At 57.7% G+C, this 23,215-nt stretch carries 21 protein-coding genes; all 21 read right to left on the bottom strand.

The genetic code is table 11. The features are described from left to right. Entirely contained in the window at nucleotides 1-933 is a 933-nt protein-coding gene (locus BLV04_RS01020) for a glycosyltransferase family 2 protein (RefSeq protein ID WP_175534433.1), read from the bottom strand. Continuing rightward, nucleotides 930-1,877 carry an exostosin domain-containing protein gene (locus BLV04_RS01015; RefSeq protein WP_217633634.1) on the bottom strand — a complete coding sequence of 316 codons (948 nt, stop codon included), beginning with the start codon at nucleotides 1,875-1,877 and terminating at the stop codon, nucleotides 930-932. The genes BLV04_RS01020 and BLV04_RS01015 overlap by 4 nt, the downstream gene beginning before the upstream one ends. Nucleotides 1,878-2,062: 185 nt before the next feature. Continuing rightward, nucleotides 2,063-2,785, bottom strand: coding sequence for an FkbM family methyltransferase (locus tag BLV04_RS01010; protein ID WP_175534432.1), 723 nt, complete (start codon nucleotides 2,783-2,785; stop codon nucleotides 2,063-2,065). 8 nt (nucleotides 2,786-2,793) lie between these two features. Next, entirely contained in the window at nucleotides 2,794-3,564 is a 771-nt protein-coding gene (locus tag BLV04_RS01005; protein WP_217633633.1) for an FkbM family methyltransferase, read from the bottom strand. A gap of 203 nt (nucleotides 3,565-3,767) precedes the next feature. Next, a complete protein-coding gene (locus BLV04_RS01000; protein WP_093027237.1) occupies nucleotides 3,768-4,541 on the bottom strand; it encodes a class I SAM-dependent methyltransferase in 774 nt (257 codons plus the stop codon). Nucleotides 4,542-4,655: 114 nt separating this feature from the next. Further along, nucleotides 4,656-5,831, bottom strand: a complete 1,176-nt coding sequence (locus BLV04_RS00995) for a glycosyltransferase family 4 protein (RefSeq protein ID WP_093027235.1) — start codon at nucleotides 5,829-5,831, stop codon at nucleotides 4,656-4,658. Nucleotides 5,832-5,837: 6 nt separating this feature from the next. Beyond that, complete coding sequence (locus BLV04_RS00990) at nucleotides 5,838-6,818, bottom strand: glycosyltransferase family 2 protein (protein WP_093027233.1); 981 nt, start codon at nucleotides 6,816-6,818, stop codon at nucleotides 5,838-5,840. Continuing rightward, a complete protein-coding gene (locus BLV04_RS00985; protein ID WP_093027231.1) occupies nucleotides 6,815-7,825 on the bottom strand; it encodes a glycosyltransferase family 2 protein in 1,011 nt (336 codons plus the stop codon). The genes BLV04_RS00990 and BLV04_RS00985 overlap by 4 nt, the downstream gene beginning before the upstream one ends. Before the next feature lie 463 nt (nucleotides 7,826-8,288). Next, entirely contained in the window at nucleotides 8,289-9,332 is a 1,044-nt protein-coding gene (locus BLV04_RS00980; RefSeq protein ID WP_175534430.1) for a glycosyltransferase family 2 protein, read from the bottom strand. Nucleotides 9,333-9,554: 222 nt separating this feature from the next. Continuing rightward, entirely contained in the window at nucleotides 9,555-10,871 is a 1,317-nt protein-coding gene (locus BLV04_RS00975) for a glycosyltransferase family 4 protein (RefSeq protein WP_139191835.1), read from the bottom strand. A gap of 26 nt (nucleotides 10,872-10,897) precedes the next feature. Beyond that, entirely contained in the window at nucleotides 10,898-12,199 is a 1,302-nt protein-coding gene (locus BLV04_RS00970; RefSeq protein WP_093027225.1) for a glycosyltransferase family 4 protein, read from the bottom strand. A gap of 11 nt (nucleotides 12,200-12,210) precedes the next feature. After that, entirely contained in the window at nucleotides 12,211-13,218 is a 1,008-nt protein-coding gene (locus BLV04_RS00965) for a class I SAM-dependent methyltransferase (RefSeq protein WP_175534429.1), read from the bottom strand. Between the two features lie 157 nt (nucleotides 13,219-13,375). Next, nucleotides 13,376-14,245, bottom strand: coding sequence for a glycosyltransferase family 2 protein (locus tag BLV04_RS00960; RefSeq protein WP_093027221.1), 870 nt, complete (start codon nucleotides 14,243-14,245; stop codon nucleotides 13,376-13,378). Nucleotides 14,246-14,730: 485 nt separating this feature from the next. Continuing rightward, on the bottom strand, nucleotides 14,731-15,657 hold the full coding sequence (locus BLV04_RS00955; protein ID WP_093027219.1) for a class I SAM-dependent methyltransferase: 927 nt from the start codon (nucleotides 15,655-15,657) through the stop codon (nucleotides 14,731-14,733). Between the two features lie 430 nt (nucleotides 15,658-16,087). After that, complete coding sequence (locus BLV04_RS00950) at nucleotides 16,088-16,888, bottom strand: FkbM family methyltransferase (RefSeq protein ID WP_093027217.1); 801 nt, start codon at nucleotides 16,886-16,888, stop codon at nucleotides 16,088-16,090. 299 nt (nucleotides 16,889-17,187) lie between these two features. Further along, nucleotides 17,188-18,465, bottom strand: coding sequence for an ABC transporter ATP-binding protein (locus BLV04_RS00945; RefSeq protein WP_093027215.1), 1,278 nt, complete (start codon nucleotides 18,463-18,465; stop codon nucleotides 17,188-17,190). A 158-nt stretch (nucleotides 18,466-18,623) separates the two neighbouring features. Beyond that, the gene (locus BLV04_RS00940) at nucleotides 18,624-19,646 is read right to left on the bottom strand and encodes an Rpn family recombination-promoting nuclease/putative transposase (RefSeq protein ID WP_093027213.1); all 1,023 of its coding nucleotides are present in this window, start codon (nucleotides 19,644-19,646) and stop codon (nucleotides 18,624-18,626) included. A 151-nt stretch (nucleotides 19,647-19,797) separates the two neighbouring features. Beyond that, nucleotides 19,798-20,154, bottom strand: a complete 357-nt coding sequence (locus BLV04_RS00935; RefSeq protein ID WP_093027211.1) for a four helix bundle protein — start codon at nucleotides 20,152-20,154, stop codon at nucleotides 19,798-19,800. Between the two features lie 242 nt (nucleotides 20,155-20,396). Beyond that, nucleotides 20,397-21,269, bottom strand: coding sequence for an ABC transporter permease (locus tag BLV04_RS00930; RefSeq protein ID WP_093027209.1), 873 nt, complete (start codon nucleotides 21,267-21,269; stop codon nucleotides 20,397-20,399). A gap of 40 nt (nucleotides 21,270-21,309) precedes the next feature. After that, on the bottom strand, nucleotides 21,310-22,284 hold the full coding sequence (locus BLV04_RS00925; protein WP_093027207.1) for a GDP-mannose 4,6-dehydratase: 975 nt from the start codon (nucleotides 22,282-22,284) through the stop codon (nucleotides 21,310-21,312). A gap of 154 nt (nucleotides 22,285-22,438) precedes the next feature. Further along, complete coding sequence (locus BLV04_RS00920) at nucleotides 22,439-22,780, bottom strand: MarR family EPS-associated transcriptional regulator (protein ID WP_093027205.1); 342 nt, start codon at nucleotides 22,778-22,780, stop codon at nucleotides 22,439-22,441. Between the last annotated feature and the right edge of the window lie 435 nt (nucleotides 22,781-23,215).

The raw sequence follows: 23,215 nt of genomic DNA, 5'->3' as shown, positions 1-23,215 counted from the left end.
TCAGACACCCCTCGCGAGGACGCTCGGCGCAGCGCTACCACGATCAAGCAGGCGAGGCCCCCTCAACGCCAACCAACCAGCCCAGAGGATCCCGAGCAACTCCGCAAACAGCGTCGCAGGGATCCACCATGGCGCACGCAGATGATGACGCGTGCGGATCGCTCTGATGGGCTGGACGACGACGGCTGTGACGCCCTCCCGAAAGCCTTGCCGAAAGGCGAAATAATACTTGCCGACAGAATGATGGGGTCGCCAGGTCGTCAATTGCCCGCCTTTTGAACGTGTACCGCCATGTCCAGCACGCAGGTGTCGAATACTGACGGTCGGATCGAACATAATGCGCCCCTTCGCTGCGACGACCCGCCGCGCAAACTCGCTCTCGAAATGCAACGCAGCGCCCTTGAAATTCTCATCAAATCCACCGATCGCCAGCGCAAGATCCCGCCGCACACACAAATTGCCCGCCATAACGACCGACACGGCCTGCCTTCGATCACTGTTGAAGGGAAACCAGGGTCGCTTCCAGCTCTCGAACGCGATGACCTGCTCGCCGGGCTGCAACACCTGCCCCGCAATGCAAGCGACGCGCTCCTCAACAGCCTTCAGCGCGTCAACCAACGCAGCGACCAGCCTCCGATCCGGAACGATATCGTCATCGAGATAAAGCACATAGTCGGTCTCCGCGGCGATTAGGCCGACGTTCATCGCCTGCGGAATGCTCGGCGGTCCGAAGGTGACGCGCCGAACGAGCCCTTCTGCCCCCCAAAGCGCCAGTTGTTCCTCGACCTCCGGCGAATGCACAGGCGTCTGATCGACGATCAAGATCTCCCGCGCCCGAACGGACAGATCCAAGAGTGCAGCAAGCGTGTCGACCAACACGCAATCGCGCCCATAGGTCGGGATTACAATGGAAATATCACTGGAATGAATCACGGCATAGCCCCGAATTTCCGCCGCCAATCACGCTGCGTCCAGTGCCGATAAAGGCTTGCCGGCGTGAGCCGCCCGACTTGAAACAAAACCCCGTCTACGCTTTCCGGGAGAAGCCGGTCCCTCTGCAGGTCAAGAATCCAGTCCACTGTACTCTGAAACACCACCGATTTGCCAAACCATGTCTCCCACGCGTCACGTGCCAATTCACCCATGTTGACGCTTTCCGCTTCCCGCGCCTCAAGTAACTGCGGAAGGGAGGTCACGTCGGATTCAGGTACGATAATCGCGAAGCGATCCCACTCCGGGCCTACAGGTGGGATCCAGTCATCAGCCAAGATCACCGGCGCCCGCCCAGTCTTCATCGCCTCGAACAGTCGGAAGCTTGACGAACCGAAGCCGCGCGGGCACAGCACGAAAGCACTTTCCTGGATGACTCGCGCATACGCATCGATCGCCAGGCTCGTCCCTGGCGCCGACGTATCCAGAACGAGGCCACGTCGATGCTGGAGCTGTACAAGCGCACGGCGTACGGGCGCCGTTTCCGAACGCCCAACAAAAGAGAAGAGAAAGCGGTGCGCACCATTGACAGGGGTGTGATGAAAGTGGTGACTAAACGCCATCCTTAGATAGCCGCCAGTCCGACTGCGTCGGGGCGAGTGGGTTGCGCGCTCCGCAGAGGTAAACAGACCCGGAACAAAAGGCATCACCCGGTCACCGCAATGAAGGACGAAACTCTTATCACGGAATCGACGAAAGACCGAGCTTCCACGGATATCACGCATATCGGGACGCGCCGAATCGACGAACAGGATGATTTCCGCATCTTCAGGAGAAGGACAGACCTCATGATCGCCTATCGCATCGTTCTGAATCGCAGCCAACAAGCGCTGCAATTCACCTGAGCCAACGCGGCTCTCCGGACAATATTGCTCGGCTGTCGACAACAAATGTACCTTAGCCATTACCTGATACCACGGGTCAGTTTCCGCGGCTGCGGTTTTACCCTGTCAGATCCATCACGATGGCTGCTATCGAACTGCATAGGATAACGGATCGAACAATAAGTTTGCCGCAGCATACCTTCGGGATCGCTCGGGATCGCTCGGGATCGCTCGGGATCGCGAAAACGCTATCGTATCAAAACCTCCTCGCCCAAAAAGAAATCACGGGAGAGCGCGAGGCAATCACGACCGTACTCAATGAAGTCGTAGCCTGCATGATCCAAGCGCGACCTCATATCCATTCGATCAGGGTTTGATAGATGCATGATCTCAAGATTGATAAGTGATGGCCGTATTCCGAGGTCCAGAACCCCGCTTACGATTTCCCAATCGAGACCTTCAGTATCCACTTGCAGGACATGCACTCCAGAGTGCCCGATCTTCTTGAACAGATCACCCGGTGTCACGACGGCAACGCGCACAACGTCAAGAATACGGTTAGCCGTACCGAACCGCCGGTGGTGATCCGCCTGGAGACTAGCCAGAAATGATTTGCCCTTGGGAACGTAAAGATCAGCTGTTCCCGTTATGCGTCCGACTGCAAATTCAAGGACGTGAACATCCGGGTTGCCCTCATGAAGCTTTCGGAGCTTCTCCGCCTCCGTGGGTTGAGGCTCCACTAAAAAACATTCTGCCGATCCCGGTTCGGCAATGAGCTGACGGAGAGGGTCGTCCAGCACCCCATCATGCGCTCCGATTTGGATAACGACCGGCTTGCTCGCACGTGCTTTAAGCAAACGAAAAGCATATGCGAGAATATTCCCATGAGTAAGCGGTAGCTTCCATGATGGAGTCAGTGTATAGCCGAAGCGATTAATCGCTTGACCGATCAGAAAGTTAATGCCCTGCACGATGCCCCCTATGTCCGACGCTTGTTCGCACCGAAGTCGATTAACCTGTCTTCATGCATAGCGACCGCGTTGTTGAGCTTCGTAAAATCATCAATCGGTCTACGTTCTCCACGCACGACGCTTCCCAATTCGTAGACGGAGCTGTACCCAAGAGTCTTGATTGCTTCCAACAAATCGGCTGGAGACAATCCGGCTGTACGAAGCGCCTGGGGGTTGATCTCGAACCAAAGTAGCGGGCGATGGTTTCGGATTGTCTCTGCAGCACCCTGAAACACGAGAAGCTCAGCCCCTTCGACGTCGATCTTGATCAGATCCACCGAACTAAGCCCGGCTGCCTTGACAAGATTGTCAAGCGTGTCGATCGTAACGCGGGTCCGTTTCGAGACCGACGCCTGCGCAGCATGTGACGCGAAAATAGATCCAACACCGGATGCCAGACCCGGGATAAAGAAATCCTGTACCCCGGACGTGTCGCCTACTGCCGACTCGACGACCTCCATTTGGTCAAAATCGTTAAGCAATTTGGTACGGCGCAAGGCGCTTGCCAAACGCGCGTTCGGCTCGATCGAAAGGATACGGCCGCCGCGCCCGATCAAGGTCGCGGCATGCACTGAAAATAGTCCTTGATTTGCCCCGACATCGATAAAAACACTCTCAGGACCAAGCACACTGTCCTGTAGAGCCATTTCATCGTTACCCCGCGATGCTAACGGGAGTGTATGTTGATAGCTCTCGAAATCACACAAGTCCACGACCAGATCTCGGTCCCAGCGGCTCATCTTCACCGGATGGAGATTATCGCGATTCGCGGGAATCACTCTGAGATAACGATGTAACAGAGAGAACAGGCGGTTACCGCCTAAGGTGCCACCCGACCCTCTCTTTGGCCCAACCGCACACCACCAAACCCAAAGCCTGACCGCCAACGGGAGTTGGTTGAGCTCCGGCGTATCGTACCAGTCAAGTCGCGAAGGACAGTCCATCAAGCGATTTTCCCAATCATGTAAATGTCTGAGCACAACTGGGGGCGTAGACGAAGCGGATAATCGAAGATCTGTGCGGCAAGCCGGATCCACGCATGTCGCGAGGAGTATCCAAGCCAATTGCGTCCATAGATTCTGACCTCGCGAAGATTCATATCCCCTGCGATGTATCTCAGATCGGCGACATCGGGTTCCCTGACGTGTCCCCGAAAGGTCGCCTGCTCGTACCAATCACTCATAGCACTCCACTTTCCGAAACCTAGCGGCACCGTCAGACGCTTGCGCAAGTTCACGCAATTCGGTACCCCCAGGCAAAAGACGCCACCGGGCTTCAGCTTTGACTTGATCTCAGCGAAAAGCTTCTTCGGTGAATGATGCCAATGCTCCATACTGTCAAAGGTGGTGACGATATCAAATTGCCCAGGAAGATCTTGTATTCCAGTTTGGATCACATCGCGCGAAACAACATCAACGCCAAGGGTGCGATGCAGATCCAAAATCCCGGCTCCGATCTGATGATTCACTGGATCATCAAAGTCATCAACCAAGACCATACGCTTGGCGCCATAGGCAGCGCATCCCGCAGAGAACAGCCCGATCCCGCCTCCAAGATCGCAGATCTCGGCTGTGCCGACAGGTCGATCGAGTGCGCGCAGGACCATGTGGATGTTGAATCGGATTCGAGGGACATCCCGTAACTGATACGAACGTAGAGTATCGGGGTAGCGGTACGCAACCTCGATCAGAACGTCTTTTAAATCCTCTTTCTTCATATCAGATGAACCTAATGAGTTAGGTCTGAAAAGGCCATGAGGGTTACATTAATGACGCGCTTTCGATTCCATGGGTCGGACGTGATTCACCGTGATTTAGAATGTTCCCGTATATCAAGAGGAAAGAGGCGGTACGGCCCGGTGGCGCATCGACAAAAGTGATTGATAAAACTCTGCGGTTTCATGCCCAACTCTAGTCCACGAATAATCCAGTGCTGTTTGTCTCGCCTCGGCGGCGATCGCGCGCGCCCAGTCAGGACGCCCGACCAACCCCCTCACGGCGTCTGCCAAAGCCACCGAGTCACCCGCCGGCACAAGCACTCCGTCTCGGCCGGACGTGATTACATCCGCCATGCCTCCGGTGTTGGACGCGACGACGCAGAGCCCCCTGGCCATCGCTTCGAGGAAAGCCTTACCAAATCCTTCAAATAAAGACGGAAAGAGGAAGACGCCGTGCCGATCATAACAGTCGAGGAGCTCTTTCTGAGGCATTGGATCCTGAAACAAGACCCGAGAAAGCACTTGAGCCGTTATATGACTTGCCGCAAGCCGCTGTTCGTCTCGGGCGCACACCCAAGTGAACGTCAAACCCGGGTCTATGGCCAACAATGCGGACACAGCGGCGCCCAAGACATTCGGGCCTTTGATAAAAATCGATGGTCCCACAAACAGCAACCGCCGCAGACGTTCGGGTGTCTGGGCCCGCACGGGGGTCATCCGGTACGCCTCGGGCGCCGCCTGCGGAATCAAAGCCACCCGGTCGGCAGCAACATTATAGCAACTCAAGACGTAGGACCGATCGGCCCCGCTGCTGACGATCAAGCCATTGGCATAACGAAGGACGAGGCGGCAGTGTCGCCGGACCCCAGCGTCGATGACCGCGCCTGGCAGATTCCTCGGAAAGCGGCGTTCCCGCAAGCCCCACCGGTTTCGCCAATCTCCAAGCGCGGCCATGACGTGTGTCTCGAAACCGTGGCTCCGGTTTACAAATACGCCCGGACGCCCGAGGGAACGGTGTTCGCGCGCCGCAAGAAAGGCATGGGGCTGGTTGCAGTGAATCACGTCGTAGGTTTTTCGAATACACGCTTCTCGGATGGCTCGCGCGAAAGAACCGGGAAGCTCGAGAAGATAGTGCAGGTTCGGATGCGTGATGCGACGGGGCATGCCGTCGGCCCAGATGGCATCAACGTCATGGCCCCCGGCGCGCAGAGCCAGAATCGTTTGATACTCGGTACCTGCGGCACCGGAGTTTGGATCAGCGGGGACGTCCGAGACAAAAAGAATTCGCATTGACAGTCAGCGCCGCCGAGATCCGATCGCAAGCACCCAAGCCCAGGGGAGAAACAGCCATGCATAACCATGCACAGGGTTTCTCTTTATGCACTGTAGTAAATATTTGAGCGATCGACCGTCTCGGCGATCGATCAGACATTTCCCGATAAAGTAGAGTGCTGCACCTTGAGATTCCTGCGATGGACGGATACTGGCAGCCGCAAGATGCCGAGGACTCGCTTGGTGGCATAGCTGTTTCGCTCGCTCCAGAATTGGTTTCTCGCTGCGGCCTGTAAGGCGGGCGGTATGCAGCTCGTTCACAATATCGATAAAATCCTTTTTCATGAACTGCCCACCACCACTAATTGAATCCGGGGAAAGTCGGTACCGGTAGAGTACCCGAGGAATGTACTGAAGCTTTCCGACAACTCCAAGTCTTAGCCACAGGTCGCTATCCTGCGCGTAATAGAGTTCCTCAACGTACCCACCGACGCTTTCGTACGAGTCCCGCCTGAACATCACACTTCCATGACCCGGCGGACCCGCAATCCGCTGCAATAACATTCGGGTTGCCGCGTCACACCCAATCGGGCGTTTGTGGACGATCAAAGGCTCGCCTTCAGGGCCCACTACCTCGGCCCAACAAGACACGAACGCAAGAGAAGGATCACTCACCAACAGACGCGCTTGGGCGCTGAGCCGACCCGGTAGGGAAAGGTCATCGGCATCTTGCCTTGCAATAAAAACTCCTCGCGCTTCCGAACAACCACGGATCAAGGCTCTGGTGAGCCCGGTATTCGCTTGGTAAATGACCCGGATTCTATCGTCTTGCTGGGCGTAGGCTTCGAGCATCTGCGGTGTATCATCGGTCGAGCCATCATCCACGACAATTAATTCGAAATCTACGCCCTCCTGAGCGCGCAAACTTTCAACGGATTCCGCGAGATAACGGGCGCCGTTGTGAACGCTCATTACCACCGACACTGTCGGGCTTTCTGCCATCATGAGTCCGTCCAGGACAGTGGAAGACCTTGACCGCGCCGACTCGCATTGCGGAGGCGCTCGCTAAAGAGACCGAGTCGTCCTGCCCCTTTCCATCCGAACAACCCTACGGCGGTACGATACAACAGAAACTGTCCTTTCAAACGCCCAGCAGAAGCACTCAAGGCAATTTCATAACATTCGCGGCTTTCATTCGGAAAGCCTGAAGCGCCGGCTCGCCGTGCCTCAAGAAACGCCCACCGAGAAAAATGCGCCATCTCTCTGCTTGTCGGGTTGACACCCGCTTTTGCTCCGCTGACATTCAGCGCCTTTATCAGCCGCGTCATATCCTGCGGATGCGCCAATGGATCCGCCTGACTCGTCAATCTGTCCCCCGAATGCCGACGCGTGTCGGAACATGCTTGCGGGCAGAACACAAGGCGCACGCCGAGCGCCCCGACGCGAGCTTCATATTCCCAATCCTCCGACATCCGCATGTCAGTCCAGGGTCCGACTTCATCGCAGACGGACCGTCTGTAGAGCGGTGTATGTGTATTCCACCATCGATCGATCAGCAATGACGGAAAGAGCGTGTCGAGTCCTTGGCCAGTCCATTTATAGGGTACCTTGATGATATTCCCGTTGGCATCGATTAGACGGGTCCATCCGTAAGCAATACCACATTCGGGATGGCGTCGTAGCGCCTCGATCTGAATTGAGAATTTCCCCTGCAGCAGAAGGTCGTCGCTGTCGAGATACTGGATGAATTCTCCCTGGGCAATCCGGCGACCTGCCTCACGCGCAAGTCCAGCTCCACGATTTTCGATATGCAGAACTTTGATTAAATCAGGATAACAGCTCTGCAGTGCATCCGCCGTTCCGGCGGTCTCGTCGGTCGATCCGTCATCGACGATGATCACCTCGATTGGTCGATGGTCCTGATTCAGGACCGAATGGACCGACTGCAATAACATCTCGGGCCGATTGAAAACCGGTATGATTGTCGAAACCAGTCCTACGATCGTTGCCATGACTTCAAACCTTCAGTCCCGAGATTCACCATACACATATCGACCGTGGCGGACTGCGCACCCGGACCCGGACGGGTGCACGATTCCACAAAACAAGAAAACCGGTTCTTTGTTTGTCTTAATCGTGATCTCGGATACTTCCAGCCAAGTTGGTCCGAAGTAGAGTTGAACATCGGGCAAACCATGCTCGATGCGGCTTCGGCGATGGGTCTATATCCGGCTGATCGCTTTGGTCGGATCGGTCGTGAATTCGATCGGATCGATGGTGATCGGGTGGGTATTTGCGGACTCTCTTTGCGAGTACACCGTTGTCGAGATCCAGGGCGAGCGAGAAGGACTTTCATTTCTTTATGGATGAGTGAGAAAACGAAAGTGACGTCGGTACTCTCCACATTGACATGGATCTTGGCCTGCCGGGAGCGACTGTAGCTGTCGATGCAAAGTTGAGTCGGTTTGGAAGCCGTCATGCTGACTGTGTGCGACACCAAGGGCCGGCGAGGTCACCCGGTCGGTACTGAAGCAGGCTTGACATGCGCTGAGTGGGTGGTACTTCCATTTTCTGACGGATGAAAGATTCACGTTCAGTCAGACCGGCATGTTTTTCAGGTTGAGACGGATGCCAAAGATGGATGAAAGGCAGAAACGCGCCGGGGTATAATCTCAGCGTTTCGGCACGCTGCAGGATCTCATCATCCTCCCCGCCCCAACCGTAAAACGACTCGTCATGTCCCCCGATGTCCCAGTACGCTTGTTTGGTCATTGTCAGTGGTATTCGGCCGTTGCTTTGAATATCCGATACGAAACCGATGTGATCGAGAGATTGACGAGTCTGAACCGAGACCGTGCTCGGCGCGTCGAGATAAAAGATCAATCGAGGAAGGCGTGCCCCGGCAAAACCTCGTGCGATCAGATCCAGTACGGCCTGAGCATAACCGTGGGGGGCCAGCATATCGGCATCGTGAAAAAGCAGGATGTCGGAACGCGCAAGTCTGGCACCGACATTCAGTGCCCAGGACTTGTTGAAAGGCATATCCGGTGAAGTCGAGCGAGCGTGAACAAGGCGGACGCCTGGGACTTGAGTGGCGTCGAGAAGGGAATCCCAACTTTGCTCCACAAGGATAATCTCAAGCGACACTCCGAATTGGCCCCAGAGGCTGGCCAGGCAACACCGTAATTGCGGCAGTCGCGCGGTACCGCGAAACGCGATGATGAGGCTCAGGTCTGGCGCGCCGAAAGAGGCTTGCGGCGGCTCAGCGAAGCGGATCGGCCACTGAGTCAGACAGTGTCTAAGCAAACGGGCGCCGGTGGCGGGGAACAGGCGACAGACCGTCAGCGGTGAGGTATCGGACCAGTTGCAGGCCCGGGCCCGCCCGCTATCGGTCTTGGTCAAAGATTCGTGGCGGTTGCAGAGGTCAAGCCATGGGAAGCCCGGTACCCGCAAAACCAACTCGGTCCGCCAGCGCTCGTGAACCCAACAACCGATTTGTTGCCGTAGGGTCGCGGTCATGGCCTCATTGGGTTCGCCGCGGGCATACGCAGGATCTAGGTTGCAGGGGCTGCGGCGCGAAAGATGCCGAGCAGACATTGTCCGCCAGCTTGAAACCGGGATGAGGCTGACGGATCCGATCCAGGCAGGCTAGGTCCAAACGCCGATCTCCGAGAAAGCGCAACACTTCCGGGTAACGTAGCAGGGCAAGACCACGCAACCAGACGGAGAGACGCCCGCTGCTCATGCCGAAGCCTCTGCGCGCTCATCAAGGCGCTTCGCCAGGGACCAGAAGTCTTTATTCCAGTAAGCGGTACCTCCGTGCGAATGCGGCCATTCGCCGCCGGGGCCGGCATCAGGGCCGATGCGCCCGACCCGGCTCCTCAGCGTTTCGGCCAGACTTGCCCCAAGCCAGCGGTCGAGGCGACCCGCTGCGGCAGGCGAATCAAGCGCGGGTGTTGCCTGCAGCGACGCTTGCTCATTCATGGCGCGCAGATGACGGTCCCAATTGGCGACGGAGACCGGGATGCTGTAGCACTCCTCGATCAACGCGTACGCATTCGCCCGCAATCGCTCGCCCAGGTCCGGCTCTTGCCACAAGCGGCGTACATTTAGCGCCGCCTGTCGAGAGTCGCCGATGGAGAACAGCAACGCGTTCTCTTCATGACGCAGGGCACCTTCCAGACCGGACCCAACATAGCGCGACGACACGACCAGCACCCCGGCGGCCATGGCTTCCCAGATCACCAGAGGACCGGTTTCCCAATCGGACGTGAGAAGCAGAACATCGACTTGATCCAGCACCTGCCGTTGCAGCTCATCCGGCGACAGGAACCCGAGAAAGCGCACCCGGCCCGCGGCTAGGGGCTCCGTCAACTCCTGCCTCAGGAGCGACTCGTCGGGTCCGCTGCCAGCGATCTGCAACTCGTAGGGAACCCCCTGTGCATCAAGATCAGCGAGGATTGGCGCCAGGTCGAAGATGCGTTTCTGGTCTTGCTCCAGACGGCCCACGAAGGCGATGCGCAGCGGCTCCGCCCGGGCGGGACGCACGATACATCCAGAGTAGTTCACTCCGTAAGGGACATGAGAGACCCGCCTGTCGTCGATGCCGCCAAGATCAGTGGCCAGCCGACAGGCCAAACGATTGGTGCAGTACACACGATCGAGCAGGCTCCCGTAGGCACGCAGATCGTCATACAGGTCCGGTTGGATCCCGTGCACGGTCATCGCGATCTTCAGTTTGGGCCGGCCACGTCGGCGCGCACGGGCGGCGCCCAGTACGCAATCCGGCAGGTTAACGGTCGCGACCATGTCTGGCGCAACCTGTTCAATGGCTTTCTCTACCGCACGCATTCGACCTTCCGGAGTGCCGGTCGAGCTGGAGATCGCGATCCAGTTGTCGACGGGATGGCGGGCGAGATAGCGCTTGGGTCGATGGTAGCGAGGTCCCGCAACCAGACCCAGGGTCACCGCCCACCCGACCGACCGCAGACCCGGCACCAGGTAGTCGAGCCAAGTCGCCAGCCCGCTGAGCACATAGGCACTTGGGGAGACGAACAAGAGCGAGCCGCGAGGACTTGAGATGGTCAACTGTGTGCTCCTTCGGAGGCCGAGAAGGCTTCGCGCATTTGCTCCAAAATGAGTTCGTCCGTGCAGCGGAAATGCGGCCACTCCTCGCCGGGGCTTGCGTGCGGGATGCGTTTGCGCAACAGCCGCCGCAATCGCTCCCACTGTGGTCCGGGTAGACCGAACCGACCGCGCACTTCGAGGCTGGACGGACGCGCAGGGACCGGTAAAGCAGGCAGCTTCAGACACTCGTTAAGGGTCTGCGCCCACCGCTCACCAAATCGCTCCAGCGAAAAACCGTCCCGGATCTGTGTCTTGGCCGAGGCCGACAGGCGCTCTCTGAGCGGGGTGTCGGAGCACAGACGTACAGCCAACTCGACGGCCCTGGGAACGTCACCCACCGGGAACACCAGCCCCGTCTCCCCTTCCGTCACGAGACCGTCCGACACCAAACCAAGAAACTTCGACGTGACCGGCACGACTCCATAACTCATCGCCTCTGCGATGGAGAAACCCCATGCCTCAGCGGCTGAAAAATGCACCAGGAGATCAAGCACGGGATAGAAATCCCGTTCCAGCACCGATCGGTCCAGTTCGCCGAAGTATCTGAATGAGAACGGGAACTCCGCCGCCAGCAATCGCATGCTCGGCGCATGCTCGCCCTCCCCAGCCACCCACATTTCAACTGTTGGCAACCGACGATGCAACGCGCGAAAAAAAGGCTCAATGTCGCCTGCGCGCTTCTCCTCGGCCAAGCGGCCGACGTAGCCAATACGCATGGGATGATCGGCCTTGTTTCGAGACAAGGTCGGCACATCCACGGCATTCGGAATGTGCCGCACACGCTCCGGCTCGAAGCCCTCAAGTGCTCCTCCGATAGCCTGATAGCTCAGTCGGCTAACGCAGACCACCTGGTCGATCACATCGCGGTTTTGCAACAGGCTCGCGGCTAGGATGGGCAGATTGCCATGGTTGACTGCGACTAGGCGACATGACGCTCCCCGGTAACGAACCCGGCGCATTGCCTCGAACGCGGAATCGAGGACCGTCAACAAAACCACGTCAGGATCTGTCGCTACTATGGCTCTCTCGATTGCCTGGATACGCGACTCCTCAGTGCCCGAACGCCCGTCCATACGCAGGGTCTGCAGACCCAGCCGAAATACCTCGACACGTGAGGGATCATGAAAGCGTCGGCCCCATGCCAAACCAACCCGCACATCCCAGCCCTGCGGGTGGAGCGTCGCTGAAAGTGCGTCTATCCATGTGCCGACCCCGCAGGCAGCCGTAGAGGACTGGTATAGGATCAATACCCTTTTCATGACACAGACATCTATAAGGAACGGCTGAGCGCCGTCGCGTCCGGCACAAAAAGCCCAGAGGTGCTAACAAGTCCCGGATACCGCTTCCGGTAGAGTCGCCAAATGTCTCGAAGCGCACGAATCGCGGTCTTCACCGTACCGGCAAGCGAGTGACATTCAAGTCGGTATTCTACCGAAGACAGTTCGAGTCTTTTAAAACCGGCCCTCCCCATCAGAGCGTCTAAAGTCCGCGGACTGAAATAGGAGAGATGCTCCCACGGGTTGAGATCCTTTGGCACCTGCCCGCCCTTCGCGATCATCTCGACAACAGCATCCATGCGCCAGTCGATAAAATTCGGAACATTAATCCATAGCACGGAACCTGGATGACAGAAGTCCAGCAACCTCGAGGCGAAGATCATTGGCTCGGGAACATGCTCAAGCACGTCATTTAGGATGATTCCGTCGAAAACGCTTCCACAAGGTATATCGTCGAGTCGAGCATAAGTTGTGACTCCGGACCTAGTTAGGTAGTCCCGAACGACAATGGAACCCTCTACGCCAGACACTTCGTATGGGAAAAACTCGCGGGTCAGGCCCGAGATACCGACTCCAAATGCGCATCCCACATCCAGTATTCTGACACCGTCAGAGACACGCCCTTGAGCATCCCGAGGGAGTCTCCGGTCCAGCGCGGTGAGCAGCTTCGACAACGATTCGAACGCGAAAGCCGCCCGTCCAGGACGCGCGAAGACGCCAACCATATCCTCGACGGAAGCAGTGTCGACTCGATAAAGCCTCTGTAAAACTTCTTCGGAGGGGATTTCGGACGAAAAGACCAAGGAGCAGTCCAGACATCGAGACAAGGCAAACCTCGTTTCGGGTGTAATTCCGAAAGCCTCGTAAAATGAATCATCATAATAAGGACTGGATTCGATAACCTGTACCGCCGACACACTCGCCACGAATTCATTGCGCGTCGAATGACATAACGGACAAGGACGGCTCGTAGAAGTCTGTGCGGTCACGCCGAAATTCATCCCGTTCATATCCACTCACGAAATTCCCAGCAAGGGACCATTGGTAATTTATAATAAACTCTTCACCCAGGCCGGGTGGCGTTGGGAAAAGTCGTTAACTAAAAACGAAGACGAAAGGCTGGGACAGCGGCTGGACAAAACTACAACCCCGCCGCACCTAGAAGACGCGCGCAATCCGGTGCGCCCATCCAAGCACCCGCCACCTCCAGTGCATCAAAAAATTGCCCTGTTTCAGGGCCTTTTGCTGGCGGATGAAGCACTCCTTTGCACGCTCGGCAGCCAGCCAAGCCTCGACGATCACTCGGTCGTTCGCGGATAATCCAGAACGTTTCTCCCGAACGACGTCCATTACCTCGATTAGGAACATCTCTCCGGTGGAAACCGTTTTGCTCGAGTCATGAAGGCGGAATTGCGAGAGGACCGTATCCAACTGTCCAGGCGGGCCGAAGTGCTCTCGAATACGATAAAAAAACTCGAAATCGAAGGCATAATGGAGATCCTCCCGCAGAGGCCCGACAGCCTCCCATGCCTCCCGTCGCCAAAAGGTGGAAGGTTGAAGTATCGCCGCACGATTATCACGAAAGTGCATAAGCCACGAAATCGAAGGCAACGCTGCATTGACCTCCAACACCTGACCGGGTACCCCGGTTTCATTGATGAGCTGGCACTGTCCGGTACACCAAACCGCATCCGGATGATTGGAAAAATAGTCCGCAACGCGCTGCAGACAACCAGGCGCCAGGAGGTCGTCCGAGTTGATCCAGCATAGAATATCGCCGGTTGCTTTAGCGAATCCCTTATTAATCGCGTTCGCTTGTCCGCTGTCCGGCTCGCTAACCCAGTCCGCAAGGTGGTCCGAGTGTGCGTCTATGATCATGGTCGAACCATCTTCGCTTGCGCCGTCGACGACAATATGCTCCAACCTCGAGTAGCCTTGACTCAGGACTGATTGAAGCGTGGCTTCTAGAAACTTCGCCTGATTCAAGGATGGCGTCACAACCGAAATATCAAACTTAACTGATTCCATAGTAACTATTCACAAACAAGCACGTATATTATCTCGGATTTCTGTTATAAAAATAGCGTTACCGCTTTGAGCAGCTATCGACCTTCTGCGAGCATCACTCTCGACGATCCGAACGGAGGAATCGCACCATGAGCAAATTTCCGCGCTACGCGGACTCGGCGCCGAAGGCGTGCGGGTCAACAGTGCGGTTGCTCGCTCGCACCTTGGGCGAGGAGCACCGGCGGCGCAACGCGGCGATCGAAGCGCCCCGGATCTGTTGGCTTCGGTGCCCATCGCCAACGTGACGTGCGTGCTGGCTTGTTGAGGGGTTCAAAACATCGACGGCCTCGCCTGTTTGCGCAGTATCGCGGATGACGGAATCGAGCGCTCGGCAATGATATCCGGCAGCGAAGCGACCGCCTTCAGGATACCCAAAGTCGATCATCACCATCCACGGAATGAGCCCGTAATCATTTCGGATCTCCACTCATGTATTCATCGTCGTGTTAAAAAGACTCAAAAATAACGAGAACGTGATCTTTCATGGCCATCGTCCACGGCGGTCCTTGCCTATGCATCAGTCCTCGGTAACGTGGTAAAGACTGAATCAAGCGCTGCGGTAGGCGGTAAAAGCCGCCTCGCTGGCGGCATTCCCAATACCCGAATTCAAATAACTGATCCAGCTTTACCTGGGGGGAGGCATCCTGATGCGGAATCCGATACATCGCGACCAATCGCAGGGGCAGCAGTCTATGAATCTGTTGAAAAAAGCTGCGTGATCCAAACGAAAGATGTAGCAAGGTCTGCAGATACCAATAATTTCCACCCGCCAACCGCCAAGACCACGCATCCATATCACCGGTACTCAAAAGCAACCGACCACCTGGCCGCAACCAAGTGGCGACCTGAGCGAGTTGCTCGAACGGATGTACGAGATGTTCAAACACATCGAACATCGTGACGGCATCAAAGGCGTGCTGCCACCGACACGGCACCGCCTCGATTCGCTCACCGATGAGCGTGACGCCATGAATCTCCGACGCATGCCTACGTGGCTCAACCGCACTCTCAATGCCGAAACGCTTCCAGCGGGACGGTAACCTGTTTAGGAAGGCGCCTGCGTGGCACCCGACGTCACAGATGTGACGTACTTCGTTACCTTCGAATGTCAGAAAACTCCGCCCCAACCGCCAGGCGGCGTTCTCGACCAGAGAATAATCCATTTCTTCCGCGGAAGTCGCACGATAGGCTGCGGCAAGCACTGTATCTTCAAGATGCGGCGAACGTTGTCCAAAGTGGCATCGCGTACACCGGTAGAGCCGTCCAGGGTTCTGATCGGAAAACGAAAGATTTATCTGGCATTTCACCACCGGTGCACACGGACCCAAATCGATCAACTGATTTGAGCCGCAAAAACGACAAGTCACAGGCATCTGCCTATCTCCTGCCCGCGCTTATGCACCAAAGGCCGTTCATTCAACATGCGACTCTCTCATTACAACCGTGAAAATGAGAAAAGGACTCTAATCATATTGCAACAAGACAAATAAAGTAACGATTCACTACCAAGCAACGTATTTTTAACTCGGCCTGTTCTTTAAGAAGGGTTAACGTTGAGAAGGTATCGACCTGCTTCGAGTGTCGCCGAAACCGATCTTCAGCCCCTCGATCGCCGCGTTGCGGCGACGATGGTCCTCGTCCAAGGTGCGCGAGTACAATCGCATCCCCGCCTCATGCGCCGCTGCGTAGCCCAGAAGTTTGTTCATCGTGCGACCGCTCCAGTTCGGATCATCGGGAGCGGTGCTTGCAGCAAGTCGATGCCTTTTCAAGTGGATAACGCTCATCGCCATCCACGGCAATGAGTCAGTCAAAAATATTCTCAAAAAGGGCATCCGCAAACAGGATGCGGTCCTGTTGATGGCTGAAAGTCTGCTCAAGGCTACCCCGATAGACGTAGCCAAGCGCCCTCAACTCCCGATAAATACCATCGAATAAAGGTTGTCGCTCGTACAACTCGAAGAAGGAGACCTCGACAATCGCGAAGCGAGCCTGTCGTAAGGTATTAATGCCACCCCGGATCACTGCCAACTCATGGCCTTGTACATCAAGCTTGACAAGGACATGAGGCCCGGCCTTAAGACCAGAGGCCGTCATCCAATCATCCAGGCGCTGGACATCGACCTCAACGGTAGTCTGCGGCGCGCTGTGTGGATACTCAGTACGATGCAGTTCCGCCATGGGAAGTAACGAAGAACTCGGGCTGAAGGTGCTTCGGTTCATCACAACTCGCCCTGCTCCATCGCTTAGCCCACAGGGGACGGGAACGACGGATGGATCATTTCTGAACCGTCGTTGCAGAAGGATATGAATGTCGGGTAGCGGCTCGAATGAATAGACCAGGGTGCGGGGACAGAGATCCCGAATCAACTTGGCAAACTGACCCTCGTTCGCGCCGATATCGAGAACGGTGCGCACGTCATAGTGTTGCAAAAGACGCCAGGGCTCAAGCTGGCGTTCGGCCCTTTCGCGTTCTCTGGCGGCTTGGAGATTACGCGTCAGCCTAAGCTCCAGGCCGAAGCGGTTTAGAGTAGTATGAACAGCTTGACCGAAAGGGTTTTTCATATATTGAGAATACTGTCGGAGAAGCAACCCGGTGATGATCAAGGCCACGGTCCGCCCTGACCGATAGGTGACTCGGACGGCACTAGGCGAAGGTATTTCTGTCTGAGTTGCTCTGCGGCTTAATCGAAGAGAATGGATCCGGTTCTCGCGAATCCGCGTCGTGTCCGTCACTCTCGGACATCTGACCGGGCCACATCCGTTAGTCTATTTGCGAGACTCCCGGGCTCATGGAGCTTAAAATTGTACGGAATCGACACAAGACTTCTCCGAGGACCGGAATATCGGAGATCACACCGCGCTTCGCGATGGTGGTCCTCATGTAAAACAAAGCGATACCCATATCACGGATCTACGTCAGTCCAAGCGGCAATCCCTGGGCCAGTTATACCTGTCCATGCGTTTTCGGAATATCGACCCATCGCGGTGCAATCGGCGGCTATGCTGAACGACACTGCATGGGGTTCATTAAATATAAGACGCTTGTATGGGATAGCGGCGCTGGCAGAAACCGAGTAAAAACCTGCGTTTAGTAAGTGTGAAGGAAGTAGAGCGCTTAGCTTATGCTCGCCAACTCCCATTTTCCGCAGAGCGCGATTCATAATGCTTGAGCTATGCACGACGATCTTCCCTTCCGAGTTAACGATGATAGTGTTTATTCCAATTTCTTCTGCTGCGCTATCGATCCTCACCGTCGTCCGGATATCGACTGGCAAGGTTATTAATGCGGCTGATGTCGAAATAGGTTGGTTTGACTGAAAAACCTCGATAGACAAAAGTCTGCAGCTTGTATCCCCCGGGGCTTCGTCATTCTGCCATTGACGGCTGGAAGCGTTATGCGTTCCCGAAGTAAGATATCGTTCAACAATATCTTTCGGGTGCCCTTCCGTTTTCATCTTGCCGTGCTCAATGAGTGTCGCCCTCGTACATAGATCGCTGATTGATCCCATATTATGACTGACGAACAGAACGGTTCTTCCATGACCTGCTACATCCTTCATTTTTCCCAGGCATTTTTTCTGGAAGGCTGCGTCGCCGACAGCCAAAACCTCGTCAATAATCAGGATCTCGGGCTCTAGATAGGCAGCTACGGCAAATGCCAGACGTACCGTCATGCCGGATGAATACCGCTTGACGGGCGTATCGATGAATTGCTCTATCTCGGCAAAATCGATGATCTCATCCAGCTTGCGGGTGATCTCGGGCTTCTTCATGCCGAGGATGGCGCCGTTGAGATAGATGTTCTCGCGCCCCGTCAGTTCGGGATGGAAGCCGGTGCCGACCTCGAGCAGGCTGCCGACACGGCCCCTGATCTTGATCTGCCCACTTGTCGGCGCGGTGATCCGGGAGAGGATCTTGAGCAGGGTACTCTTGCCGGCGCCGTTTCGGCCGATGATGCCGAGGATCTCGCCTTCGCGCACTTCGAAGCTCACGTCGCGCAAGGCCCAGAGCTCGCCGCCCACGCGGTTGCCGTGGTCTTCCTGGCCGATCCTGAGCAGTGGATCGGGCCTGCCGCGGGTCATCGCCCACCAACGGTTGATGTCTTCGCGCAGGGTGCCGCCGCCGATCAGGCCCAGGCGGTAGTATTTGCTTAAGTTCTCGACTTGGATGACTACGGACATGGAATAAGGTGAAAGGTGAAAGGTGAAAGGTGAAAGGTGAAAGGTGAAGGGTGAAGGGTGAAGGGTGAAGGGTGAAGGGTGAAAGGTGATGCCGGATGAGGGCTTTGGCTATCTCGCGGGGGTGGGCCTGGGCCAACGGCGACCGGGCCCGCGGGCGGTCATCGGGCGGCGAGCCAGGCGTCCAGGTCCGGCGCGGCGGTGAATTCCAGAAGGTCTTCGCCGAGGGCTTCCAGGGTGTCGAGGGTAAGGGCGGCGATGCGCGTCTGTTGGCTGGGGGTCAGGGGGCCAAGGCGGCGCTGCAGTTGGCGTAGCACCAGGCGCTGGGCTTCGGCTTGGCGGCCTTGCGCATGGCCTTGTTCTAGGCCCTGCTCCAATCCTTCACGCTTCCATTGATCGGTCCAACTCTCGATGCGTTCAGCTAACATGCTGCGTACCTCGTGTAAATCGTTCATGGAATCGATCTGCACCCCAGGGAGTCGCCGCGGCAGGAATACACGGCTGAACCAGACCGTGAAGGCGCGGCGCAGGCTGGTCTGCTCGGGGGCCTGCAACCAGTCGACGAGGGCCTGCAGGATACCCAACACGTCCGCCGGCGAGCGGCTGGCTTCAAGCCGAAACAGCGCGGCACTCAGATTGCGCTCCGGCAATGCGCCTTGCTCGGCGAGGCGGATCTCGTCGATCAGATAGTAGCCCTGTCGGGGGCGATACTCCCGCACGAAGGGCGGCGCCGGGGCGATCAGCTCGCCGACCTCGCGGGCGGCGTTCCAGGGTTTCAGACCATTGTAGAGGACGATCGGCAGCACCGGGGGCAATTGACCCGTCGCGCCGAGCTGTTCGGCACGGATGAGGTCCTGGTAGAGGAGTCCGACGTAGGTCTGGATGCGCACCGCCATCCAGGCGTCGATGCTGGATTGAAATTCGAGCAGCAGGTAGATGTAGAGCCAGTCACGCCCCCAACGCACCCGCCAGACGAGGTCGTCGGCGCGGTCGCGCAGATCGTCGCTGACGTAGCTGCCGCTGCATTTCTCCAGGGTCTTCAAGTCCAACTGGTCGATCCAGTCGCCGGGCACACAGCCATGCAACAAGTCGCGGACCATGGCGACGTGGGAGTACAGCAGTTTGTAGCCGCCATCGTGGGCGGGATCGCGCACCGGGCGAGGGCGTGGTTTGCGCTTGGTCATGGGGGTGCAGTGGTGGGCGACTCAGGGGCTCGGGAGAAGCTTGCGCAGGGAGGTCAAAGGTCAAAGGTCAAAGGTCAAAGGTCAAAGGTCAAAGGTCAAAGGTCAAAGGTCAAAGGTCAAAGGTTAAAGGTCAAAGGTTAATGTTGGCGGGTTAGGGGGTGAAGGATCTTCTTGCTTTGATTAGGGCGGCTAGCATTTTGCTGATTTGTTGGGCTTCGTTGAGCCAGTGCTTGCCGGTTTGTCGATCGATGTAGCCGATGTCCATTCCGATGTAGATTTGGGTTCGTAGCTCGCCGGCGCTGCCTTTGGCGTAGGAGAGGAAGTTGATGCAGTCTCGGTTGGATTCACGCTCGTAGCCTTCCGCGATGTTGGATGGAATCGAAAGCCCTGAGCGGGTGATCTGATCCCGGAAACCCCAGTCCTTGAGGTCCCGCAGGCCGCGGTAGATATCCGCCGACAGCCGCGCCCCACGCTTCCACACCTCCAGATCCTCAAATGCCTCCGCCATCCCCTACCCTTTCACCTTTCACCTTCCGCCTTCCGCCTTCCGCCTTCCGCCTTCCGCCTTCCGCCTTCCGCCTTCCGCCTTCCGCCTTCCGCCTTCCGCCTTCCGCCTTTCCGCCTTTCCGCCTTTCCGCCCTTCACCCTTCACCCTTCACCCTTCACCCTTCACCCTTCACCCTTCACCTTTGACCTTTGACCTTTGACCTTTGACCTTTGACCTTTGACCTTTGACCTTTGACCTTCTTCTTAAACCGTATCCATGAACGTACGTTCAACACGGTTAAAAAGCAGGATACCGACGACAAGGATCAGGCCGATCAACGCGGCGGCATAGAGCAGCAGACCGACGCTTACATCACCCGCCCCCAGATAGGCGTGGCGGAAGATCTCCATGATGGGCGCCATGGGATTGAGCAGCATCCAGGTTCGGTAAGGCTCGGGCAGGACCGACAGCGGATAAATGACCGGGGTCGCGTACATGAGCAACTGTACGCCGAAGCCGACAACCACCGTGAGGTCGCGGTAGCGGGTCGTGAGCGATGAGACGATGACACCGAGCCCGAGGCCCAGTGCGGCCATCATGAGCAGCAGCAGGGGGGTCAAGAGTGCCCAGGCGTTCGGGGCAACATCCGCACCTCGCCACATGAAAAAGGCCAAGAAGCAGAGGAAGAAGAGAAATTGTATGCCGAAGGCGATCAATTTCGACAGCAGACCGGCAACCGGCACGGCGAGGCGCGGGAAGTAGACCTTGCCGAAGATGCCGGCGTTGCTGGTGAAGGTGCCCGAGGTGCCGGTGAGCACGCCGGAGAAATAGGTCCAAAGGACGGTGCCGGCCATGAAGAAGAGAAAGGGCGGTACGCCGTCAGTCGGGATCTTGGCGATCTTGCCGAAAATGATGGTGAAGGTGATGGTGGTGAGCAACGGCTGAATCAGATGCCAGGCGGGGCCGAGGATGGTCTGTTTGTATTGGGCGACGAAGTCGCGGCGGACGAACAGGGCAATCAAATCGCGGTACTGCCAGAGCTCCCGGAGCTTCAGATCGAGGACATGGCCGTGGGGCTCGATCACGAGATCCCAGCGGTCTCGTTCCGGTGCGGTGTTACTAGTGACGGGGTGCATGGGCGATTCGGGTTCAGGGTGACGCGGGACAGGCGAGGGTTCAGACATCGCGGGATGCGACGGTCTGGGGCTCGGCATCCGCCATCAGGCGGACGACGTCGGGCATCTGGTGGATGGCGTGCCAGTTCAGCAGGCGCCTGGCCTTCGCCGGGTTGCCTGCGTTGAAGGCGATGTCGGATGGACGCAGGAGCGTCGAGTCCGGTTCGACGTGGCTCGTCCAATCGAGGCCGTATGTCTCGAAGGCTGCGGCGACGAACTGTTCCAACGAGTGGGTGGTGCCGGTGGCGATGACGAGGTCCTCGGGCTGATCATGTTGGAGCATGCGCCACATCGCATCGACGTACTCTGGCGCCCAACCCCAGTCGCGGTGGATCGCCAGATTGCCGAGACGCAGTCTCTCCGGACTGCCCCGAGCGATGCGGCGAGCGGCCGCGACGATCTTGCGGGTGACGAAGCGTTCCGGGCGCAGGGGCGATTCGTGGTTGAAGAGGATGCCGGTGCAGGCAAAGAGGCCGTAGGCGTCGCGGTAGTTTGCGACAAGCCAGTGCGCGGTCGCTTTCGCGACGGCGTAGGGGCTGCGGGGGTGGAAGGCCGTCTCTTCATCGGCAGGTTGTCCGCCGGTATCGCCGAAGCACTCGCTGGATCCCGCGTTGTAGAGACGCGTGCGCCAGCCGAGGAAACGGATCGCCTCCAGCAGGTTGAGGGTGCCGGTGGCGATGCTCTCCAGGGTCTCGACGGGTTGATCGAAAGACAGCCCGACGGAGCTTTGGCCGGCGAGGTTATAGATCTCGTCGGGCTGCGCCTTGGCCAGGGTCTGCAGGACGCTGCGAAAATCCGTGAGGACCATGGAGGCGAGGCTCACGCGGTCGAGGATGCCGAGGCGCCGGAGGTTCGTGAAGGGTGTGATCTGGGCATCCCGGGAGGTGCCGGTGACCTGATACCCCTTCTCCAGAAGGAGTTGAGCCAGGTAAGCGCCGTCTTGACCGGAGATGCCGCAGATCAGGGCCTTTTTCACGCGAGCATGTCTCCTGTGTGACCTTTGCCGTCATGGTGGGCCGAGGTCCGACCGAGGGTGTGTTGGGCATGGCGGCGGTTGCGTCGGTCGTCGCCGGTCGGGTTGGGGCAATCCCGTGTGAGTGGACGACGGCAACGGCGCTGTGGGTCGGGCATCAGGTGCGGTCATCCCTTTGACATTGGGACTCTGCTTCCGCGGTCAGTTGCGCGATCTCGGCCTTGAGGGCTTCGTACTCGTCGCGTTTGCGCTGCAGGAAGCGCGCGGTGATACGGGCCTTGGCCTCGATGCCCTGCGGGGTCAGCAGGTAGGCGTAGGCGAGCTTGTTGTCGCTCCTGCGGAAGTTCTGGACCTTCACCCACCCTTGATCGATCACGGCGCGCACGCAGAAATTGGTGCTGCCCAGGCTGATGCCGAGGGCCTTCGCCAGGTCGCGCTGGGTGGCGTCGGGGTGCGCCTGGAGGTGCTTGAGGACGCGGTAGTGGAGGTCGTCGGTCATGGCTGTGTGCGTCGCGGGGTGCCGGGGGTGACCGTTGGCGTCGGGGGTCGGGTTCGTGACGCGGAGCGTCGGGGCGACACTCCCACGCGGAGCGTGGGAGCGAGTGCCGCGATGAGGAGCTTGGGAGCGAGTGCCGCACCTGCGAGTGCCCCAGGGCGTGGGAGCGATTGCCCAGTCTCGGAACGTGGGAGCCAGAGCCGCACCGGCGAGGGTCTTGCCTGGTGGCCTGGGTCGGGCTTGCTGCGGCGCTTCGGAAACGCTACCGCCCTACCCTGTCGTTTTCGGGGTATGGGCGCGGAGGTGATTTGTTCAGGCGTTGTACAGCGGAAGTAGGTTAGCGGGTTGAGCGCGGCGGGGCAAGGGCATCGGAGGTGTCGTGTCTCCGGGATGAATGTCGCGCAGCTGCGGCGCCGGATCTTTTCGCGGTGCTGGCCA

Source organism: Thiocapsa roseopersicina (assembly GCF_900106925.1).
Classification (GTDB): Bacteria; Pseudomonadota; Gammaproteobacteria; order Chromatiales; family Chromatiaceae; genus Thiocapsa; species Thiocapsa roseopersicina.
The sequence above is the reverse complement of the archived record's forward strand: the minus strand, read 5'-3'. Positions and strand labels throughout refer to the sequence as shown.

Coding starts and splice junctions, on each gene's coding strand:
- BLV04_RS00985 (WP_093027231.1), bottom strand. CDS start 7,825: ATGGCAACGATCGTAGGACTGGTTTCGACAATCATACCGGTTTTCAAT.
- BLV04_RS00970 (WP_093027225.1), bottom strand. CDS start 12,199: ATGAAAAGGGTATTGATCCTATACCAGTCCTCTACGGCTGCCTGCGGG.
- BLV04_RS00955 (WP_093027219.1), bottom strand. CDS start 15,657: ATGCCTGTGACTTGTCGTTTTTGCGGCTCAAATCAGTTGATCGATTTG.
- BLV04_RS00945 (WP_093027215.1), bottom strand. CDS start 18,465: ATGTCCGTAGTCATCCAAGTCGAGAACTTAAGCAAATACTACCGCCTG.
- BLV04_RS00965 (WP_175534429.1), bottom strand. CDS start 13,218: ATGAATTTCGGCGTGACCGCACAGACTTCTACGAGCCGTCCTTGTCCG.
- BLV04_RS00980 (WP_175534430.1), bottom strand. CDS start 9,332: ATGACCGCGACCCTACGGCAACAAATCGGTTGTTGGGTTCACGAGCGC.
- BLV04_RS00995 (WP_093027235.1), bottom strand. CDS start 5,831: ATGCGAATTCTTTTTGTCTCGGACGTCCCCGCTGATCCAAACTCCGGT.
- BLV04_RS00930 (WP_093027209.1), bottom strand. CDS start 21,269: ATGCACCCCGTCACTAGTAACACCGCACCGGAACGAGACCGCTGGGAT.
- BLV04_RS01005 (WP_217633633.1), bottom strand. CDS start 3,564: ATGAGCCGCTGGGACCGAGATCTGGTCGTGGACTTGTGTGATTTCGAG.
- BLV04_RS00960 (WP_093027221.1), bottom strand. CDS start 14,245: ATGGAATCAGTTAAGTTTGATATTTCGGTTGTGACGCCATCCTTGAAT.
- BLV04_RS00920 (WP_093027205.1), bottom strand. CDS start 22,780: ATGACCGACGACCTCCACTACCGCGTCCTCAAGCACCTCCAGGCGCAC.
- BLV04_RS00990 (WP_093027233.1), bottom strand. CDS start 6,818: ATGATGGCAGAAAGCCCGACAGTGTCGGTGGTAATGAGCGTTCACAAC.
- BLV04_RS00940 (WP_093027213.1), bottom strand. CDS start 19,646: ATGACCAAGCGCAAACCACGCCCTCGCCCGGTGCGCGATCCCGCCCAC.
- BLV04_RS01000 (WP_093027237.1), bottom strand. CDS start 4,541: ATGAAGAAAGAGGATTTAAAAGACGTTCTGATCGAGGTTGCGTACCGC.
- BLV04_RS00935 (WP_093027211.1), bottom strand. CDS start 20,154: ATGGCGGAGGCATTTGAGGATCTGGAGGTGTGGAAGCGTGGGGCGCGG.